We start from the raw sequence: 17,600 nt of genomic DNA on the forward strand, positions 1-17,600 counted from the left end.
CCCGTCCATGCCCGCGTCGTGCCTGATGGGGGTGGTGCGGCAGGAGCGGGAGGACCCGCGCTCGGGTTCAGGATCGCGCTGATCGCAATCATTCTGTGAACCGTCTGCGCACCTTACTGTTCCGGACAGTACTTCTCGTGTGAGGACCGCGTCAGATGACATTGCAGTTGGATCCGACCACATCCGCGCCGCCTTCCGCCCCTGCCGAGGCGGTCGTCGAAAGCCCGGCCCCGTTCACCCGGAAGCTGATCGGCCTGGCCAGAGCGTCTTCCGGGCTGATTTTGGCGGTGGTCGTCTGGCAGCTGGGCGCCCGATCCTGGCTCGGCACGACCACTCCGGCGCCGACGGAGGTGCTCGAGGCCGGGTGGGAGCTGATCAGGTCGGGCGAGCTGTGGCAACATCTGGCCGCCTCCGGGCGTCGGGTGGCGGTCGGGTTGGCGATCGGCATCGGCATCGGTCTGGTGTGCGGGGTGGCGGCCGGGTTGTTCCGCGTCGCCGAAGATCTGGTGAACGGCCCGCTACAGGCGTTGCGAATGTTGCCGACGCTGGCGCTGGTACCGGTGTTCATCATCTGGTTCGGCATCGGCGATTCGTTCAAGATCGCGTTGATCATCGTCGCGCCGATCTTCCCGATCTATTTGAACGTGCTGGCCGGGATCCGGGGTGTGGACCGGCGGTTGGTGGAGGCGGCGGAGTCGCTGGGCCTCAACCGGTTCGAGTTGACCACCAAGATCATCCTGCCCGGTGCGTTGCCGCAGATCTTCGTCGGTTTGCGGCAGGCACTGGGCATCGGCTGGCTCACCTTGGTGGTCGCGGAGATGCAGACCACGCCGGTCGGTCTCGGGTTCCTGATGAACGATGCCAAGGAGTTCCTGCGGACCGATCAGATCTTCTTGGTCCTGGTGATCTACGCGGTGCTGGGGTTGCTCACCGATCTGTTCGTGCGCGTGCTGGAACACCGGTTCCTGGCCTGGCGCACCGGATACGAGGGGAAGTAGATGACCGCCACCATCGGGACTGGTGTCCGTATCCGCGGGGCGGTGCGCGCGTTCGGCGGGCGCACGGTACTGCGCGGGGTCGACTTGGATATCGCGCCGGGGGAGTTCGTCGCCCTGCTCGGCGCCAGCGGGTCCGGTAAGAGCACGCTGCTGCGCGGCATCGGTGGGCTGGACCGCGGCTTCAGTGGGTCGTTCGACGTGCCGGGATCGAAGGCGATCGTGTTCCAGGAGCACCGGTTGATTCCGTGGATCACCGTGTGGCGCAACGTCGTTCTCGGCGTCGACCGGGCCGGCAAGGCGCGTGCGTTGACGGCGCTGGAGGAAGTGGGGCTCGTCGCGAAAGCGGATGCGTGGCCCGCGACCTTGTCGGGCGGGGAAGCGCAGCGGGTCGCGCTGGCCAGGGCGCTGGTCCGCAATCCGGAACTGCTGCTGCTCGACGAGCCGTTCGGCGCCCTCGACGCGCTGACCCGGTTGAAAGTGCAGGCTCTGGTGGCGCGCCTGTGGACGCTGCACCGCCAGTCGGTGCTGTTGGTGACCCACGACGTGGAGGAGGCGCTGCTGTTGGCCGACCGTGCGCTCGTGCTGCGCGAGGGCCGCATCGCCGAATCCTTCGACATCACCGTCGCCCGCCCGCGTTCGGTGGTCGACCCCGAATTCTCCGCACTCCGGCGCCGGTTGCTGCTCGCACTCGGCGTGAATCCCGAGGCACCGACAGGAGCAGACGTATGAGTGAACCGTTGCAGATCAGTACGGACGTCTTGGTGATCGGCGGCGGGCCCGCCGCCTGCTGGGCCGCAATCCATGCCCGCGAGGCCGGCGCCGAGGTGATGTTGGTGGACAAGGGCTACTGCGGGACCAGCGGCGCCACCGCCCCGTCCGGCACCGGCGTGTGGTACGTGGCGCCGGAGGCGACCGCGCGGGCCAACGCGAAGGCCAGCCGGGAAGCGCTGGGTGGCCATCTGGCCGATCACTATTGGATGGACCGGGTGCTGGATCAGACCTACGCGAACATGAATCGGCTCGCGGTGGAGGGACGGTATCCGTTCCCTGTGGATCCGGCCACCGGTGAGCAGATCCGTACCGGCGTGCAGGGCCCGGAGTACATGCGCCGGATGCGGGCGTGGGTGAAACGTGCCGGGGTGCGCATCCTGGACCACTCGCCCGCGCTGGAGTTGCTGGTCGACGACGACGGCGTGGTGCGCGGCGCGGCGGGCTACCAGCGCCAGGCCGACCGGGACTACCGCATCGCGGCCGGTGCGGTGGTGCTGGCCACCGGCGGTTGCGCGTTCCTGTCCCGGGCGCTGGGCACGAATGTCGACACCGGTGACGGCGCGCTGATGGCGGCCGAGGTGGGCGCCCGATTCTCGGGGATGGAGTTCTCCAACGCTTATGCGATCGTGCCGAAGGGGTCGACGATCACCAAGACCGCCTACTACGGTTACGCGACGTTCTTCCACGAGGACGGGCGGGTACTCGAGGGCGCGGGCTCGACCAAGGGCCGTTCGGTGATCGCGCGAACACTGTTACGGGAGAAGGTGTTCGCGCAACTCGATCGTGCCGACGCGGCGGTGCAGGCGCAGATGCGGCTGGGGCAGCCCAATTTCTTCCTCCAGTTAGAACACCCATTCCGCAGCGAAGTCGCCACAAAAGTGGGTTCATAGCGCGTTACCCTACCGTGTCGGTCTCACCGGGCTTGCGCCATCCGTCGGTCGACAGTGGATGTCGCGTGCGGATGGGAAGCAGTGGGTGGGCCTCGCCGGTCAAGGCGACGAGCGCCTCGACCACGTCGAGCAGGCTGGCCTTGGTATAGATGAGGGTCGTAGGGCCCGCCCCCGGCCTGTCTTGGTGGCCGGCGTAGGCGCTGGAGACCGCCATTCCGAACTCTCTTTCGACGAAAGTCAGCGTCGTATGGCGGACCCAATGCGCGGAAACTCCAACCGACGATGCCCAAGGAAGAAATTTCCTGATGCGTTTGAAGAGGTTGTTGATGCGTGCTACTCCGACCGGTCTTCCGTCCCGGTATCGAAGGACACGCCGGGTCGCTTCCGTGCCGCCGCGGGCTTCGATGTGCTCGAGGATCCTTTCCATCAAGGTTGGCGAGACGGGTTGCCATCTGACGGTTCCGCCCTTCTCTCGAAGGCGGACAAGGCAGTCGTGGGAGTTGAGGTCATCGCTGGTCAAGCCGAGCAGTCCGCCGCGGCGACATGCGGTTTCGATCAGGATACGCACGATCAGCGCGTCCAGTGGCCGATCATTGCCAGTCGTCGCGGCAACACGGCCGATGTCGCGGATATGGTCGAGAGACAGCGCGTGTCTCGGGCTTCTGGGCAGGCGCGCTCTTCTGACTTTCGCGGCCGGGTTGTCGAGCGGGTGGATCAACCGGTCGAGTTCGGCGTGGCGGTAAAGCCGGCGAATTGCCGCCACCAAGGTCGCCTCGGCGCCGACGCCGCCGCGTGAATTCGATCGTCCGGCAGCAGCCGCGCGTACCCGGTGTTCGCTGCAGAGTTGTTCGATCTCGGTGTACGTCGGCTCGGTGATGGGCCTATCACCCCACCTCTGCACGAGGACCTTCCAATAGGATCCGTAGTTCCTGAGAGTTTTTTCCGACGCCGAGGCCGAGACCTGTGCAATGTACTGCGCGAAAGTTGGTGCAGGCCCTTGTCGTGTCGACTCGTCGAGCAGGTCTTCGAGCTTCAACCCCAGTCTGGAGATCAAGTGCAGCGCTGTACTGACGTCTTCGGAAGTCATTTAGGTTCCCACGGATTGGGCCGGAATTGTGAGATAGCAGCGGCCACCAGCGGCGTTGTGTACACGACGAGCCGCTGGAGAGTAAGGGACGCTACGAGTAGGAGCCGGTCACCAGCCTGCATGCCACAGGCGTGACGGACGTTCGCCGGAAGGTGGATGTATCCGGTCGGGCCGACAGCCCAGCGACCGTCGTCGGCAGGGTCCACGACTGCGAGTTGGTCTTGGTGCTGGATTGTTACTGGCTGGCCGGGATGCCAGTCGAGCTTCCTGATGGCTGATCTGTCACTGACGCGGCCACGTTGATCGATGGTCGCTGTTGCGCAGTGTGCCACCCCGATCGGTGTCTCGATGACAGTGGTCGGGTAGTGAAAGGGGATGCCGGGAAACTGGACTATCCGCGGACGTGCACTGTAGAGGTCGTCGAAACCCACGACTGATTCCTCGTGAGGCCGCAGCATCGGTCGACAATGTCTGGCCGAATTCAATGCTGGTTTCTCGCAATGCGATGTCCGGGCGGTTGATGGAGGAAGTGCGGGATACTCTGGCTGTGCCTGGCTCATTGATCATCACTCACTGGCGAGCTCGACGAGGTACCGTATCGGTACGAGTGGCGCGCTTGGCCGCCATCGCGTGCGGGGCCTATTGGAGCAGTTTCCCATCGGATGACACTGAGAACAGGCGAAGGTGGCTGGTGGTCCGGCAGGGCAGATCCGGCCGTGGAGGCGATCTGTTCCTCTAACAGTGTGCTGGCTTTCCCGCAACGCGGCACCACAAGGTGCGCCTGCGATGACTGCGTTCGCGTACGCAAAGTTTCGACCACCTCGATGTCAAAGGCGCAGCGCAATGTCCGTTCGACATGACATGCGTCAGGCTGCTTGAGGGCGTTTGCCGGCAACGACGATTCGCTGTGCTGGTGTTGTCGGGCAACGGCTGATTGCTTCCCAAGCATTCATTCGTGGCGGGTGGGTAGTCAAGACTTTTAGCGTGTACACCGTGGGTGACTTTTTCGATAATCCACCCGGCGTCGGAGTATTTTTCGATCTGTCACGCGAATTCGGCGCGTGACAGGGCACCCCAGTAGCGTGTAGGCGACTGGGTGCGGTTGTCGCGCTGGGTGGCTTCGGCTATGTGGTCATGAACCGAAGGTCCTCACGCGCGGGCGGTCGGCTGATGAACGAGCGAGCCAGCGGTGTCTGGTAGGTCATGGGGTCTCGGTGCGGGCTGGTAGAGCGAGTAGGTCTTGAGTTGGCTGGGTGGGAAGTGGGCGTCGGTTTGTCTGGTTTCGTAGATGTCGTATTGGCCGGTTTCGGCGTTGTATATTCCTACGGTTGTGTCGTCGATGATCTCCGGTAGGGGATCGTTTTTCCATAGTCTTGCGAAGTGTGGTGATTTGGCGCAGGCTGCGTAGACTTCAGCGAATCTGGTGGGGTCGGCGAAGGGGCGGAAGATGCGTACGCCGAAGAGCAGCACCTGTATGCGCTCGTATCGCTTTCTGAATCTTTCGGAGTCGGGGTGATTGAGCATCACATCGATGATGTTTACTGCGCGTTTGGAGCCCCGGGGTGCCGGTTGCAGCATGGGGAACACTTCGCACCATTGCTGGTTCGCCCCGCCGGGCGGGATGTCGTAGAGCAGCCCTTGGAAACACGCTGGGCCTTTGTGGTTTTCGAGGTAGGAGATGTCGTCGTCGGTCAACTCCGGCCACTCCTCGGTGGTGACCGGGTAGAGATCCGGGGCGACCAGAGCCCGCATGACGTCCGCGATGTACCAGGGGACGCTCAGTTGCTCGATGAGCAGGTCGATATAGGTGTCGGAGGGTGTGCGTTCGTCGCGGATCCACTTCTGGACGGTGTTGAGAGAGGAATCGAGCAATGCGCCCAGCTGTGTCAGTGTTAGTCCCCGTTCGTTGCCCCGGGGTGAGAGGTGTCGGACCTTCTCTGGCACGACGCTGGTCAATCGGACCCAGTTGATGTACTCACCGAGTGTCGACGGGTTCGGGCCGGTGCCGAGTGGTTCTATTCGCTCGACCAACTTTCTCATTGTTGCCTTTGTCTTTCTGTGGTGTGCTGCCCTCGTCATGTACCTGGTAGCCGCCGAGGCGACTGACTCGTCACCGCGCTGTGGCTTGCTGAGCAATCGGGTTGCTTGTTGCCGAGGCCGGTTCTGGACGACGCCTACGGCCCCTTCTCTGCGCTGATGGCTTCGGCTGTGCTGCGACCAGGGTTGGATCGATGTTGTGGGCACATGCCGGGTGGTCGAAACGCTGATTGCGCCGGTTGGCGTGCCCACGGTGCCGTGTCGGGACTGCGAACAGACTGAGGTTTGCGATCTTGGTCATGGCCGGTCTTCAGATGTCCTCAGCGCCGTGCGCGACCGCGGTGGCTCAGTGGGAGCGTGGGTGTCGTCTACGTCAGGGGGCGCTATCAGTGCTGTCTGCAGCATGGCGAGTAGTGCGGATTTGTCGTTTCCGCGGCACCGCAGGCTGATATGTCCGTCCGGTCTGACCAAGCACAGCGAGTCCGTGGCGGAGTCGCCGTACGTGTCGAAAATTTCGTTGCTTTCGGCGACTACGGCATGGGTGGGCGCGGCCGCGCCAACCTCGGGGGTCAACCTCGATGCGCGAGGGAGCGTGCCCCGGTTGATCCTCCGTGGCGACCAGCCCAGCCACGATGGGCAGTGCCGGCGCCGTTGGCCGCGCCATGGGGGCCGCCGCCGGGTTGAGTCAGTCGAGGCGATCGCTACCACTCGCAGTCGTCGACTGTAGGGCTGCGCGGCGTGCGCGGCCCATGCCGCCAGCGGGGACTGCGGATGCCGTTGCAAGACCAGCAGCGTGTAGCCCGGATGTCGCAGCAGGTCGTGAAGCCACAGCGTCGGCGTGATGGCCACGTCAGGGGCGCGGTCTCCGGCTCTGAGGCCATCCAATGGCAGTATGCGGGGGGGCTGGGCTATGACCTCGCGGTAGGAGTACGACAGGCCTGCAATTTGCTTGGCGGCAGCTTGTTTGAAGCCTGGTGCTCGGATGACCGCGCGTCGGTCGTCCATGGATTTGCCGTGCGCCATCATGAAGCTGTGCAGCCTATGGGTGCCGTCGATGACCTGCTCGGCGACCGGCCTGCGCTCCACTTCGTAGGTGTCCAGTACCTCTTCCGGAGCCTCGCCCGCGGCGACGCCTGCGAGTTTGTAGCCGAGGTTGAGCGCGTCCTGGATGGCTGCGTTCATGCCTTGGCCGCCAGCAGGTGAATGAACGTGTGCGGCGTCGCCGCACAGGAAGATATTGCCGATGCGGTAGGCAGAGCTGACGCGCCGCCAGATCTCGAAGACAGTGGCCCACTTCGGCTCACCGAGCATAACGGCGCCGTCGAAATGCCTATGTATGGCCTGCTGAAACTCCGCGCGAGCGGCGTCGAGCTCGGGTGTGCCTTTCCGTGCGGGCGTGGGATCGTGGATCAGGACACGGTAGTTGGTTAGAAGCGGTTCTTCGGTAGGGAGCGCTGCCGTGAGCAGCATTTCCCCCCGATGGATGTCGTAATGGATGTCCCTGTCTTCGTGCGGAAGGCCGAACACCGGGACGTCCATCATCCTCATGCTGCCGGTGTACTCGTCTCCTCGGAAATCGAGCCCGAGGAGGGTGCGCACGGTACTTCGCACTCCATCACATCCCACCAGCCAGTCAGGGTTCACGATCTCTGCAACCACCCGGGTGTCGGCGTCGGTGTGAACAATGGTCGCGGTGATGCGTCCGCTGTCACTGGTGGTGAGGGCGCGAAGTTCGGTGTTCCATTCCACGAGCACGCCGCGTGCGGCAAGTTGGGCACGCAGTACGCTTTCCAAGCGATCCTGCTCGAGCACGAGGATGCCCGGATACCGGTGGCTCAATTGCTCGAAGGCGAGCCGCTCCGCCGCTTGTTCGGCCCCCTCGAAATGGAAGACCATACCGCCGCTCCAGATGCCCTTATCCAGCAGTGGCGTGACGATCCGTGCCCTGTCGTATCCTTCCAATGTTCGTATGTGGACGGTGAATGATCTCGATGTCGTGGCAGGACCGGACCTTTTGTCTATCACGCGACACGGCACACCCCAGCGCAGCAATTCGAGGGCGAGGGTCAAACCCGCCGGCCCAGCACCAACGATCAGAATCGCATCACGCGAGACAGCGGCTTGTGACATGGTGATCCTTCGTGCGGTGCCTGTAGCGTCCAGCGGCAAGGGAGCGCTGACCGGCTTCGGATGGCGCCCTGTCGTCGCGGGAGAGCTGTGGTCGTCAAGCGCGACTCTCACACGCACGCAATGAAGATGGAATGCGGAATGACCGGCAGCTACCTACCGTGGTCACTTACCTATGTCACGCTGTCAGGATTCGAAGCTGAAGACCGTTCTCGTGCGGCGTCGTCGATTCTGGGCATGAGATGTGCAGGAATGCTCGCCGCTACGTCTTTTCGCGAATTGATCTTCAGCTTCTGGAATATCGCCGCGACTTGCGCGTCGATCGTTCGCCGGGAGACGCCTCGACATGCGGCGATGGCACGATTCGTGTAATCAGCAGCAATCAAGATGGCGATCTCGAGCTGGGGTTCCGATAGCGTGCGCCACGGCTCGGGTGCAGGCAGCGGTGCGAAGTTCATGGTCAGGTCGCGCAGAGCGACGCGGTGCACCTCGTTGGTCACAGGATCGAGTCGGGCGCCGCGTTTCTCGACATCCGTGTAGGCGGCAGCACCGAGCACCTTGCGGGATACGGCGCGGGCCTGGCGCGACTGGTCAGCGAACGACCCCATCGATGCGATGTCGATGCCCAGGCGCGTTCGCACGGCGCCCATGCCGCCGGTGAGGTAAGCGATCTCCCTTGCTAGAGATGGATTCTGAGGGTGGCTGCTGCCGTTGTTTGTGATGAGGGCTGCCAATGCCCAAATCCGCAGCTCGACCGCCCACGCCGCACCCCACTGATCACGAACGGACAGCTGATGACGTAAGGCATGATCCAGGATCGTCAACGCGGCTTTGGGATCGCCGTGCTTGAGCAGGGCGACGGCACGGCTCAGCTCAGCCCACGAAGCCGCCCACCGCGCACCCGATACTTGCGCTTGCTCGAGGCAACGCTCGGTAATGGCGTGAGCCTGGTCCGATGATCCGAGCAGGGCCGCCGCGAAGCCGGCGAACATGCCGGCCATCATCTCGCCGCCGCGATCGCCGAGATCACGGAACTTGTCACGGGCCCGCTCGAGCACTGCGATCGCTCTCGGATCCCGATCGCGCATAACCATTTCTGTGCCCTGGGCCATTTCCAGTCGTGGAGAAAGGCCGAAGTCGATCTCGGGGTGCTTGCGCCAGCCGGCCATGTCGGCATCGGGAATGCTGGCGGCGACGCAGTCCTCGATCATACGGTGGGCCTCTTGCCCTTGCCGCACGGCAAGCCACGCGATCGCCGACTGGGCAGCTACCTGCAGCGCAGTCGGCTGTGGGCTGAGCGTCTCGGTGGCATGCAGACACCGCTCTGTTAACCGCCGAATATCTTGGATCCGACCTCGTACGAACGGAACACGGAGGGCGATCAGCCCGATGCAGATTTCCAAGCCTGCCTCCGCCATGCTGGGCGAAGAGCGGGACGTTTCGATAGCAGTGAGGATGTTGTCCCAGGATGCCCGGGCCCAGTCCAGCAGTTCTCGCTCCTGCGGACTGAACCAGCGGGATGCGGCATCGGTGACTCGATCCCGGTAGTACATCAGGTGCCGATGAGCCAGGCACATCAGCTGGTCTTCTCCGCTGCTGTCCGAACGTCGACTCAGCTGCTTCCAGGCGAACATCCGTAGGGTCTCGAGCAGGCTGTAGCGCACCGTCGATGTGGTGATGTGGACGGTCACCAGCGATTGATCGACGAGCCTGTCGAGCAGCTGCTGTATCTCATTGCGCGGCAGCGACGGACGAACATCCCGGTTGTCGCCGGAATCCTCGACCTCGTCACCGCACACGGCTTGGATCGCATGGAGATCGGCTCCGACATCTGCGGCGGCGGCGCGCGCGTCGTCGGGATGGGTGTCGTATCCAGAAGCGAAGACCGACATGCGATCGAACAGCAGTCGTTCCTGATCGGAACACAATTCGTACGACCACCGAATGACGTCAGTGACCTTCCTGTGGCGGGGTTCGACCCCCGCGCGCGGCCCGGCCGACCACTGCATCCGCTGGTCGTCGGCTCGGCCCGATAGCTCATCCCTAATCCCGGCCAACGACTGGTAACGCCGCCGGGCGGCGGCCAACCGGATATAGAGGGGATGGTGATGCACGTGTCGGCATATCTCAGCGGCGATCTCCGACTCTTCCTCGCCGATCACCTGGTGGCCAGTGAGCTCGACGCGCTGCCGGAACAACGCGGCGGCCTGCTCCCTGGTCAGCGGTGGAACATTCGTTACACGCTCATCGGCCCAGCCGAGGGAGATCCGACTGGTGGCCAGGATCGTCAGATCCGGGAGCGTATCGAGGAGATCGGTGACGAAAAGTAGGAGAGGGTCGAGCACATGCTCGCAGTTGTCGAAGACAACGATGGTGCGTTGGGTGTTGCCTGCCTCATCGGTGCTGGCGCTGGCCAGTGCGTCGACTAGAGCTTCCCACCCGGATTTTCCGGAGAACTCGCCCTGGAACACGATTCGAGTGGTCTCCCGCTCAACTGCGGCGTAGTCCGAGTCAGCAGGCAGCCGTGCGAGTGGCACCCAGTGGACCTGAGCGCCGCGGTCCTTGGCTCTGACGCGCCGGATCGCCTCAGCCGCCAAGGCTGTTTTCCCGATCCCACCCGCACCCGCAAGCGTGATCAGCCGCTGGGTCAGTAGGTAGTCCTGAATCTGCTCCAGCTCGCGATCGCGTCCGACAAAGTTCCGAGTCGGCGTCGGTACCCCTCCCACACGCCCCACCCCTGGTTTATGCATATGCGGACTATAACCGAAAAAGGATGGTCGGTCTTCTACGTGCTGCTGGCCGACCTAACTCGTGGTTGTCAACACTCACGCCCGGCTGGGCGGAAACACCATCGCGGCGTGGGCGTCTCGATATGCACTCTTCTCGTGTCGATCCGCATGCACTGGCAACTGAGGATCGACGACGGGCAGGCGTGCCAACCGTATCCTGTGATGATAGGTAGGTAAGTCCGTAGGTAGCTACCTATCCTTTCGGTACTTCGAAGTGCGTGAATTTGCTGCCTGCGATCTGTGCGTCCACCTGGACGTGCCATTCACTCCCGCCGACGATCGGTCAGAAAGGTTTGTCAGTGATATAGGTAGGTACAAGCGTAGGTAATTCTCTATTCCGGCGCATCTTACGATTATGGCAATGTGTCGCTGGCGTACATCGGGAGGTAACTCGATGCTCGACCCGAGTTACTTGTTGCCGCAGAGCGATTGATGTGGCGACCCGGCTACGTTCGCCGGATGCTGACCGCGCCACTGGTGGTGTCTGGGCACTGATCGGGCTGATGGCGCACGACGCTCGAGCGGCGTGGTTGTGCAGCAATGGGAGGGTGAGGATGCAGACCGGACGTCCGAGCACAACCGCGATGGCTGTTGCGCACGCGCGGGCCTACCACCAGCTCGCCGACGAGCCGCGGGTGTTCACCGATCCTTTCGCTGTGAGAATCCTCGGTGAATCCGTCTTAGCTGAAACGGAGTTCGACCACGGTCTGGATCCGGATCTGGTTCGTCAAAGGAGGTTGTTCATCAATGCGCGCAGTCGATTCGCAGACGACACCGTTGCGGCCGCAGTCTCCAGAGGCACTGACCAGGTGGTGATCGTCGGCGCCGGACTCGACACGACCGCCTACCGCCATGGCGGGACAACGGCGCGAATCTTCGAAGTGGATCACCCCACCACTCAGGAGTGGAAGCGTCGACGCGTGTCCGGAGCGGGCATGGCAATTCCGGACTCGCTGACCTTCGTTCCAGTCGATTTCGAGAACACCACACTGGCCGCCGGGTTGGCCGGAGCGGGCTTCGACTGCAATCGCAGTGCTGTGTACATCTGGCTCGGCGTTGTCGTTTACCTCACCAGGGCATCGGTCGACGACACGCTCCGGTACATCGCCGGCCACGCCAAGTCCGAAGTAGTTTTCGACTACTTCTACCCGGTCGCCGCGAGTCCCGACGAGGCCACGGCTACCCAGGTGCAAGCACGTGCTGATCGCGTCGCTGCAGCGGGCGAACCGTGGCTCACTTTCTTCACCGCAGACGAGATGCGCGACATCTTGCAGGAATTGGGCTACGTCCATGTCGAAGACCGCTCCGCGATCGAGCTGCTCACTTCATACGGCGTCCCGGTCGGCTCTCGCGCCACGGATTCGGGACCCCATCTGGTGTATGCCTGTACGGCGTGACAGCGCCAAACTGCCCCTCCCGTCACGGGTAGGTGAGCAGCCTGTGGCGGGATGATGCGCGCGGCGAGCTTCAGGTGAGGTGAGGGCGGGGTTGCCAGACTTCCGCGTCGGTTTCATCGCGAGAATTGCGGTGCCGTCTCAGCGCGTCTGCGCCGGCTGTCGGTCATCTGTCGGCGCGGACGCTGCCGGTAGACCATGGTGTGGGGACCCAGCTAGTCGTGACGTGGAGGGGATGGGGTTCGATCTGTCCGACTCTCGAACGGTACATTGCTGCCGTTGTCGATCATTTACAACTGTAGCGGCCACCGTCAGTGTCGAGGCGGTCAGCAGCGCACCGATATTGCAGTACGGTGCGTTCCGCTCCTTCCGGTGTCCGGCAACTGGGGGTGGCACGGGTGATCGCAGGCGAGGCTGGCCCTTTTGTCGCCGGCGGTGCGAGTGTAGGCAGGCCTGTGTCATCACCTGAATGCACTCAACATGCGAAGGGAAAATGTACCCAGCGTGGGTGAAATTTGCCGATATATATCGGTGGTGCTGACGGTCTGGGTGTCTTTCTGCAAAATGTGTACAAAGTGGGTACCCAAAGAGCGTTGACACGTACATCTTACTGCCGAAGACTGCTTGTAGCCCGAACATTCAGTATCCGGTCGGACATCCAGGCGGTAGCTGCCGTGGGAATCCGCCCGTTTACAGATGTGTAAGGCTGACGATTCGCCGGGGGCGGTGGGAAATTCGTGCACTCCGTTGCTGCGCTGTGCGCTGCACGTGTGTGGGAATCTCTTTCATTCGCTGTCGTGCGACCACTGGAGCTCGGTGTGAAATGTGATCAGTTCATATCGTGCGGCCGATATTTCGATGTACGGACATCGTGCGTCAGTAATGAAAGGAATACCTAACTCATGGACATACTCGGCCTGGCCTACGCAGTGTCGAATCTCGTCTCGAGCGGCCTGTCGCTCCTGGCGAACGGGATCTCACTTCTGCATTCGTTCGGCGTGATCTAGCGGCGCGGCGGGATCCGGCCCACACGCGGCGGGCCGGCTCCAGGAGTCTCCACGGCTTCTCGGGCTCATCGCAGAGCCCGGGAAACCGCGAAGACTTCAACGTCGCTGCTGCGGTGTGTGTGCACCAATGCTTCTCGATCCTTGATAGGGGAATCCCTTTGCGTTATTCCAGCATTCGCATCGTGACCTACGTCGGTGTGGCGCTCGGCGGCGTGCATGACGCTGCGCAAGAAGCCTTTGTTCGCGCAATTGCGGAGGTGAGCGCATGAGCAGGCATCGCCGCTGCCGTTTGAGCGCACGAACCGGCGCGTGGGGAGCGGTGGCGGTGACTACTGCCGCTGTGATGGCGACGGGCGGCGGCGCTGCGGCCGCAGACGAAGGCCCCGTTCCGCTGCCTGGCTGCCCGTCGCTGCTGGTGTTGGGGGTGCAGGGTACCTCCGAGTCGTCGCCGACCGCCTCGCCTACGGCGGATTCGGGAATGCTCGGCCGGGTGTTCGTCCCGTTGATCGCCGAGGGAGCGAGCGTGGACCGCGTCTACATTCCCTACCCCGCGTCATTCGGTGGTGCGCTGGGCACGGGACCGGGCACCGATCCGTTCGCCGCCTCGACTGATCAGGCTCGTGCTCGACTGGACGCCACGGCAGGCGAGGTCGTGGACCGCTGCCCACACACCCAGATCGCGGCTGCGGGATATTCCGGCGGCGCCGCGGTGGTGTCCGGTTTTGCACAGGACATCGGCGCGGGTGTCGGTCCGGTGCCTGCGGATCGAGTGGCCGCGATTGCGCTGCTGAGTGATCCCACGCGACCGGCTGGGACAGGGCCGATACCGGGTGTGGCCGGCCAGGCGTCGCCGAGTGCCCCGCCGGGCACCGACGGCACGCACACCGCACGAGTGCGGCTGTCGCCGGTCCCGGGTAGCGGCGGCATCGCCGACCGCGGCACCGACTTCGGTACCCTTGCCGGGCGGGTGGGCGAGTTCTGCGCGGCGGGTGATTTGGCATGCGATGCCCCCGGTCATGCCGCGGCGCTACGCACGGCAGCCGGACTCGCGGCGCAGGCCGACCTGCGGGACCCGATCACGGCGGCGGGCAGCCTGGCAGGGGCATGGGGCCAGACGGTAACCGAGGCAGCCAATGCGGTGCTGCTGTCGGATGTCACCGTTGATCCGGCCGGTCAGGTGAACTATGCACCCGCGCAAACCGTCTCGCAGCGCCTGGCGGAGGCGGCAGATCCACGTACTCCCGCGGCGACGCCGGAGCAGACGCAGGCCGCGGCGGACAGAGTCGGTCAGATCGTCGGCGCGATCGCTGCCGACCCGCTAGGGCAGATCCCGAGGCTGGTCAATCAGATCGGCGTCGCGGTCGGCGCTGAGATCGTGGCGAACGCGGACCTGCTGAATCCGGCAACCCTGTTGCACTACGCGACCGTCACTGTCGCGCACACCGGGTACGGCGCCAATGGCCAGACCGACGAGGCAGCCGACTGGTTCGCCGCGGCCTCGCATGACCTTGCGGGGAACGGGCAATGAGTGCCGAGCCGCACGACCGCATCCCATATGTCGTAGCCGCGAGCGCCGCTGCCGCACCGACGACCGCAGCCGATGTCATGGCGCCACCGAAGCGCAGTCCGCGAGGCCTGCTGGCTCTGCTCGGCGCGGCCGGTCTGTCGGTGGGTGTCGGTGAGGTCGTTGGGGCCTTGGCCGAGGGCGCAGACTGCGATCTACTGGCCCGGTGGCTGGTGGCATCCGGCGGAACAGCAGCTACAGACACAGTCGTCGCGCGCGGCGCGCGGCATCCACGTCCGGCTCCGACGGTGCCGCGATGGCGACGGCGGCGTCTGGCGACGGCGAGTCTGGTGTCGTTCTGCCTTGGTGCGGGAACATCCAGCTATCTGCTAGCCGCCCCGCAGCTGCTGACCTCGGTGTGGGGAGTGTCGCTGCCAACTACGGTCGCCTGCGTCGGATCAGCGGGTGTGGAGGCAATGCTCGCTGCCGTGGTGGCGGGTCACCTCATCACCGATTCCTCAGCACGGTGGTGGTGCGCGGGCGGGATGACGTCGGTCGCAGCGGGATTCGCTGTCATGGGCAGTTCAGCCGTGGGTGTCGAACCTGCGTGGCCGGCATGGGGAATGGTGGTTGCGCTTTTGGGACTGGGCATGGGCACCGCGATCACCGCGTTGTCGGTGATCTGCGCCGAGGTGGCTGATGCCGGGAGGTGTGCGGCTGCGTTCGGGTCGAGACTCACTGTCAGCCAGCTCGGCGGTGTTGTCGGCATCGCAGCCATGGCCACCGCCCGGCCGCTCGAGGCGTTTCTCGACGGTTTTCACGCGGTCTTCGGACTGATGGCCGTGCTGTCGTTGGGGGTAGGCGTCGCGGCCGCCGGGTGCCTGCGCACCGCGGCGTCCGCGACTTCCCCAGCACTGATCTCCGCTGCCACAAAGGGGTGCGCGCACAGCACGGGCGGGCATTGGAATGCGGCAACCGAGCCACTGGTCGGCGGGCGCAGCGATGTGCCCGACCGCCACCATCGAGCGGCGGATTCACGATGAGCTCCTACGAGGACGACCAGCCGCGCCACCACGATGATGATCGTTGCAGGCCAGACCGGCTAGGGCTCTATGGGATAGTGCCCGCAGATGGTCTTCTCGCGTCGGGTCCGCTCGGCGCGGAGCATGAACTCGCGCAGGCCGAACGCCGCGATGCCGACCCGGCGACCGAATTCGATCTGCTGCGCAGGATCGTGCGGGCCGCGGCGGTCGTCAGCGTGAGCGAGGGAGAGTTCGTCCGCCGGCTGCGCACGCCGCGCATGATGCTGCAGCCACGCTTCAGCGCGAATGATTCGACTGTCGCCGGTTTCTCACTGCGCGATCCCCGCACAACACTTCTGCGACCGGAGGTATCGGACGCGGAACTCGGTGCCGATTGCCTGCTGCAGGTGCTGCGCCTGGATTGGGACTCCAGCGAACAGGCGCGGTTGGAAGCGGCGGCGGAGTGGCGACACGTGCGCATCATGGGCCGATGGGAGCGGGAATCAATCCTGCTGACCTCCCCGGCGATGTGGCAGCGAGCGCTAGTAGACGCCGCGCAGTTCAATCACCGCCTGCAACATTCCGAGGCTGCGGATCGCTACAGCTGGCAGTGGTCGGCCACCCGAGTTGCCGGAGTTCTCGCGATCTGGTCGCTGCGTTGCGAACCCGCCTCTGGGGGGCCGTTGGCCGCGGCATCCGAGCAGGTTGCCCGATCCGGCATCGCTCGGGGCAGCGGTCCCCGCTCGAAGACGGACGGAACCCCTTCGGCCAGTCTAGCGCGGACTGCGTATGTGCTGGCTCAACAATCGGCTACCGCCCACGACGCGGCGCGCGAGACGCTGTTACTCGCGCAGTTGTCCGCGTCGGTGATGCTCATCGCCAAGGCCCATCGCCGCCGCGGCGAGCTACCGGCCGCGATGCGGCTGGCAGAGCGCGCATTGTCGCCACTGGCGGCGGTCGAACGGTTGATGCGCGAGCGCGTTGATCGGCTCCCGCCCAACGACGAGGCGGTAGGCGAGTAGATGCCGCAACAGCCGACCAACACAATCTCCGCCGCCCTGCACGCTGCGCGCGCCGTCATCGACGACAACGACGCTGAAGCAGGCGGTCTCGTCATCATTCTGCTGCGTGAGGGGCATCCGGTGACCGTGCTGCGACAGCCGCGGGGCGAGATCGACCTGGCGACGATCACAGCAGCGGCACGGTCGGCGAGCGCTGCGGTGGTGATCGTCCTCGGCACACCGGCAGCACGGGGGATCGGACCGATCCTGATGCGTCTGGACGAGCTGGTGGCGCAGCTGTCGGCCGCAGGGATCAGCGATCCGGTCGCAGTGCACGTCCCCAGCCTCGACGGTGACCAGGACACCGTCGTGACGGCCTTGACCAACACCAGCGACCGGGTCGTGCCCGCCCTGGGTTCGCACCGCCGTGCCCGCCGAAGGGGCCGGATCGCTGCGCTCCTCGGCGGTCGCCGCCGCCCAAGCTGCGAGAGCAGGAGATCGTGATGCATTGGGACACAGAGAATCTGGATGACGACACCTCGCCGAGGCAGTGGCAGACGTTGAGCAGTGTGGTCACAGTTCTCGCCGCGGTGGTCGCCGCGGCCGCCGTCGGATGGGCGACGATCTGGTCGCCGAACCCCGAACCGTCGCATCCGTCGAGCAGCACCAACACCATCCTCGTGCCCGCCCACTCGGGCGACAGGGTGGGCTGTGGCGGCGCGGCTGACGGCGTGATCCGCCTTGCCGTGTGGGTCACCGATAGTGGGGTGGCGCAATGAGCGTGGATCTTTTGATCCTGGCAGCCTTCGCGATCGCGGCGGTGAGCGTCAACGCCGCGATCGGCGTGGCCGCCCCACCACTACGACCTACGGCCCCCCACACCGACACCGGTGCGCCACCGGAGCGCAGCGGGAGCTGACCGTGCTGAACTTCGAGTCGGTGTATCCGGTTGTCATCGCGGTGGGCACGGTGA

Annotated in this window: 13 protein-coding genes and 1 pseudogene; 10 read left to right on the plus strand and 4 right to left on the minus strand. The window is 64.6% G+C overall.

What is annotated here, in order from left to right; all coding sequences use genetic code 11:
* Nucleotides 1-155 precede the first annotated feature (155 nt).
* From ACFV2O_RS23135 to ACFV2O_RS23145, 3 genes and pseudogenes are all read left to right on the plus strand, one after another.
* Nucleotides 156-998 carry an ABC transporter permease gene (locus ACFV2O_RS23135; protein ID WP_379253580.1) on the plus strand — a complete coding sequence of 281 codons (843 nt, stop codon included), beginning with the start codon at nt 156-158 and terminating at the stop codon, nt 996-998.
* Nucleotides 999-1,727: an ABC transporter ATP-binding protein gene (locus tag ACFV2O_RS23140; RefSeq protein ID WP_355074080.1), complete on the plus strand. Its 729-nt coding sequence runs from the start codon at nt 999-1,001 to the stop codon at nt 1,725-1,727.
* Nucleotides 1,724-2,617 (plus strand): annotated as a pseudogene (locus ACFV2O_RS23145) (FAD-dependent oxidoreductase); the annotation flags it as partial. The gene ACFV2O_RS23140 and the pseudogene ACFV2O_RS23145, both read left to right, overlap by 4 nt.
* A gap of 46 nt (nt 2,618-2,663) precedes the next feature.
* Here ACFV2O_RS23145 and ACFV2O_RS23150 read toward each other — a convergent pair.
* The 4 genes from ACFV2O_RS23150 to ACFV2O_RS23165 all read right to left on the minus strand — a co-directional run bounded on the left by ACFV2O_RS23150 (nt 2,664) and on the right by ACFV2O_RS23165 (nt 10,660).
* Nucleotides 2,664-3,746, minus strand: coding sequence for a tyrosine-type recombinase/integrase (locus tag ACFV2O_RS23150; protein WP_379253581.1), 1,083 nt, complete (start codon nt 3,744-3,746; stop codon nt 2,664-2,666).
* 1,149 nt (nt 3,747-4,895) lie between these two features.
* A complete protein-coding gene (locus tag ACFV2O_RS23155; protein ID WP_379253582.1) occupies nt 4,896-5,786 on the minus strand; it encodes a helix-turn-helix domain-containing protein in 891 nt (296 codons plus the stop codon).
* 294 nt (nt 5,787-6,080) lie between these two features.
* Nucleotides 6,081-7,913, minus strand: a complete 1,833-nt coding sequence (locus ACFV2O_RS23160; protein ID WP_379253583.1) for an FAD-dependent oxidoreductase — start codon at nt 7,911-7,913, stop codon at nt 6,081-6,083.
* A 170-nt stretch (nt 7,914-8,083) separates the two neighbouring features.
* Nucleotides 8,084-10,660, minus strand: a complete 2,577-nt coding sequence (locus tag ACFV2O_RS23165) for an ATP-binding protein (RefSeq protein ID WP_379253584.1) — start codon at nt 10,658-10,660, stop codon at nt 8,084-8,086.
* Between the two features lie 623 nt (nt 10,661-11,283).
* Between ACFV2O_RS23165 and ACFV2O_RS23170 the strand changes: the two genes are divergently transcribed.
* The 7 genes from ACFV2O_RS23170 (at nt 11,284) to ACFV2O_RS23200 (ending at nt 17,546) form a co-directional block, all read left to right on the plus strand.
* Complete coding sequence (locus ACFV2O_RS23170; protein ID WP_379253585.1) at nt 11,284-12,096, plus strand: class I SAM-dependent methyltransferase; 813 nt, start codon at nt 11,284-11,286, stop codon at nt 12,094-12,096.
* Nucleotides 12,097-13,425: 1,329 nt separating this feature from the next.
* Nucleotides 13,426-14,628: a cutinase family protein gene (locus ACFV2O_RS23175; RefSeq protein ID WP_379253586.1), complete on the plus strand. Its 1,203-nt coding sequence runs from the start codon at nt 13,426-13,428 to the stop codon at nt 14,626-14,628.
* Between the two features lie 452 nt (nt 14,629-15,080).
* Nucleotides 15,081-15,647: a hypothetical protein gene (locus ACFV2O_RS23180; protein ID WP_379253587.1), complete on the plus strand. Its 567-nt coding sequence runs from the start codon at nt 15,081-15,083 to the stop codon at nt 15,645-15,647.
* Nucleotides 15,644-16,648, plus strand: coding sequence for a hypothetical protein (locus ACFV2O_RS23185; RefSeq protein WP_379253588.1), 1,005 nt, complete (start codon nt 15,644-15,646; stop codon nt 16,646-16,648). Before ACFV2O_RS23180 ends, ACFV2O_RS23185 begins: the two co-directional genes overlap by 4 nt.
* The gene (locus tag ACFV2O_RS23190; RefSeq protein WP_379253589.1) at nt 16,649-17,131 is read left to right on the plus strand and encodes a hypothetical protein; all 483 of its coding nucleotides are present in this window, start codon (nt 16,649-16,651) and stop codon (nt 17,129-17,131) included.
* Entirely contained in the window at nt 17,131-17,406 is a 276-nt protein-coding gene (locus tag ACFV2O_RS23195) for a hypothetical protein (RefSeq protein WP_379253590.1), read from the plus strand. Before ACFV2O_RS23190 ends, ACFV2O_RS23195 begins: the two co-directional genes overlap by 1 nt.
* On the plus strand, nt 17,403-17,546 hold the full coding sequence (locus ACFV2O_RS23200) for a hypothetical protein (RefSeq protein WP_379253591.1): 144 nt from the start codon (nt 17,403-17,405) through the stop codon (nt 17,544-17,546). Before ACFV2O_RS23195 ends, ACFV2O_RS23200 begins: the two co-directional genes overlap by 4 nt.
* Nucleotides 17,547-17,600 lie beyond the last annotated feature (54 nt).

Source organism: Nocardia sp. NPDC059691 (assembly GCF_042733915.1).
GTDB classification, from domain to species: Bacteria; Actinomycetota; Actinomycetes; order Mycobacteriales; family Mycobacteriaceae; genus Nocardia; species Nocardia sichangensis.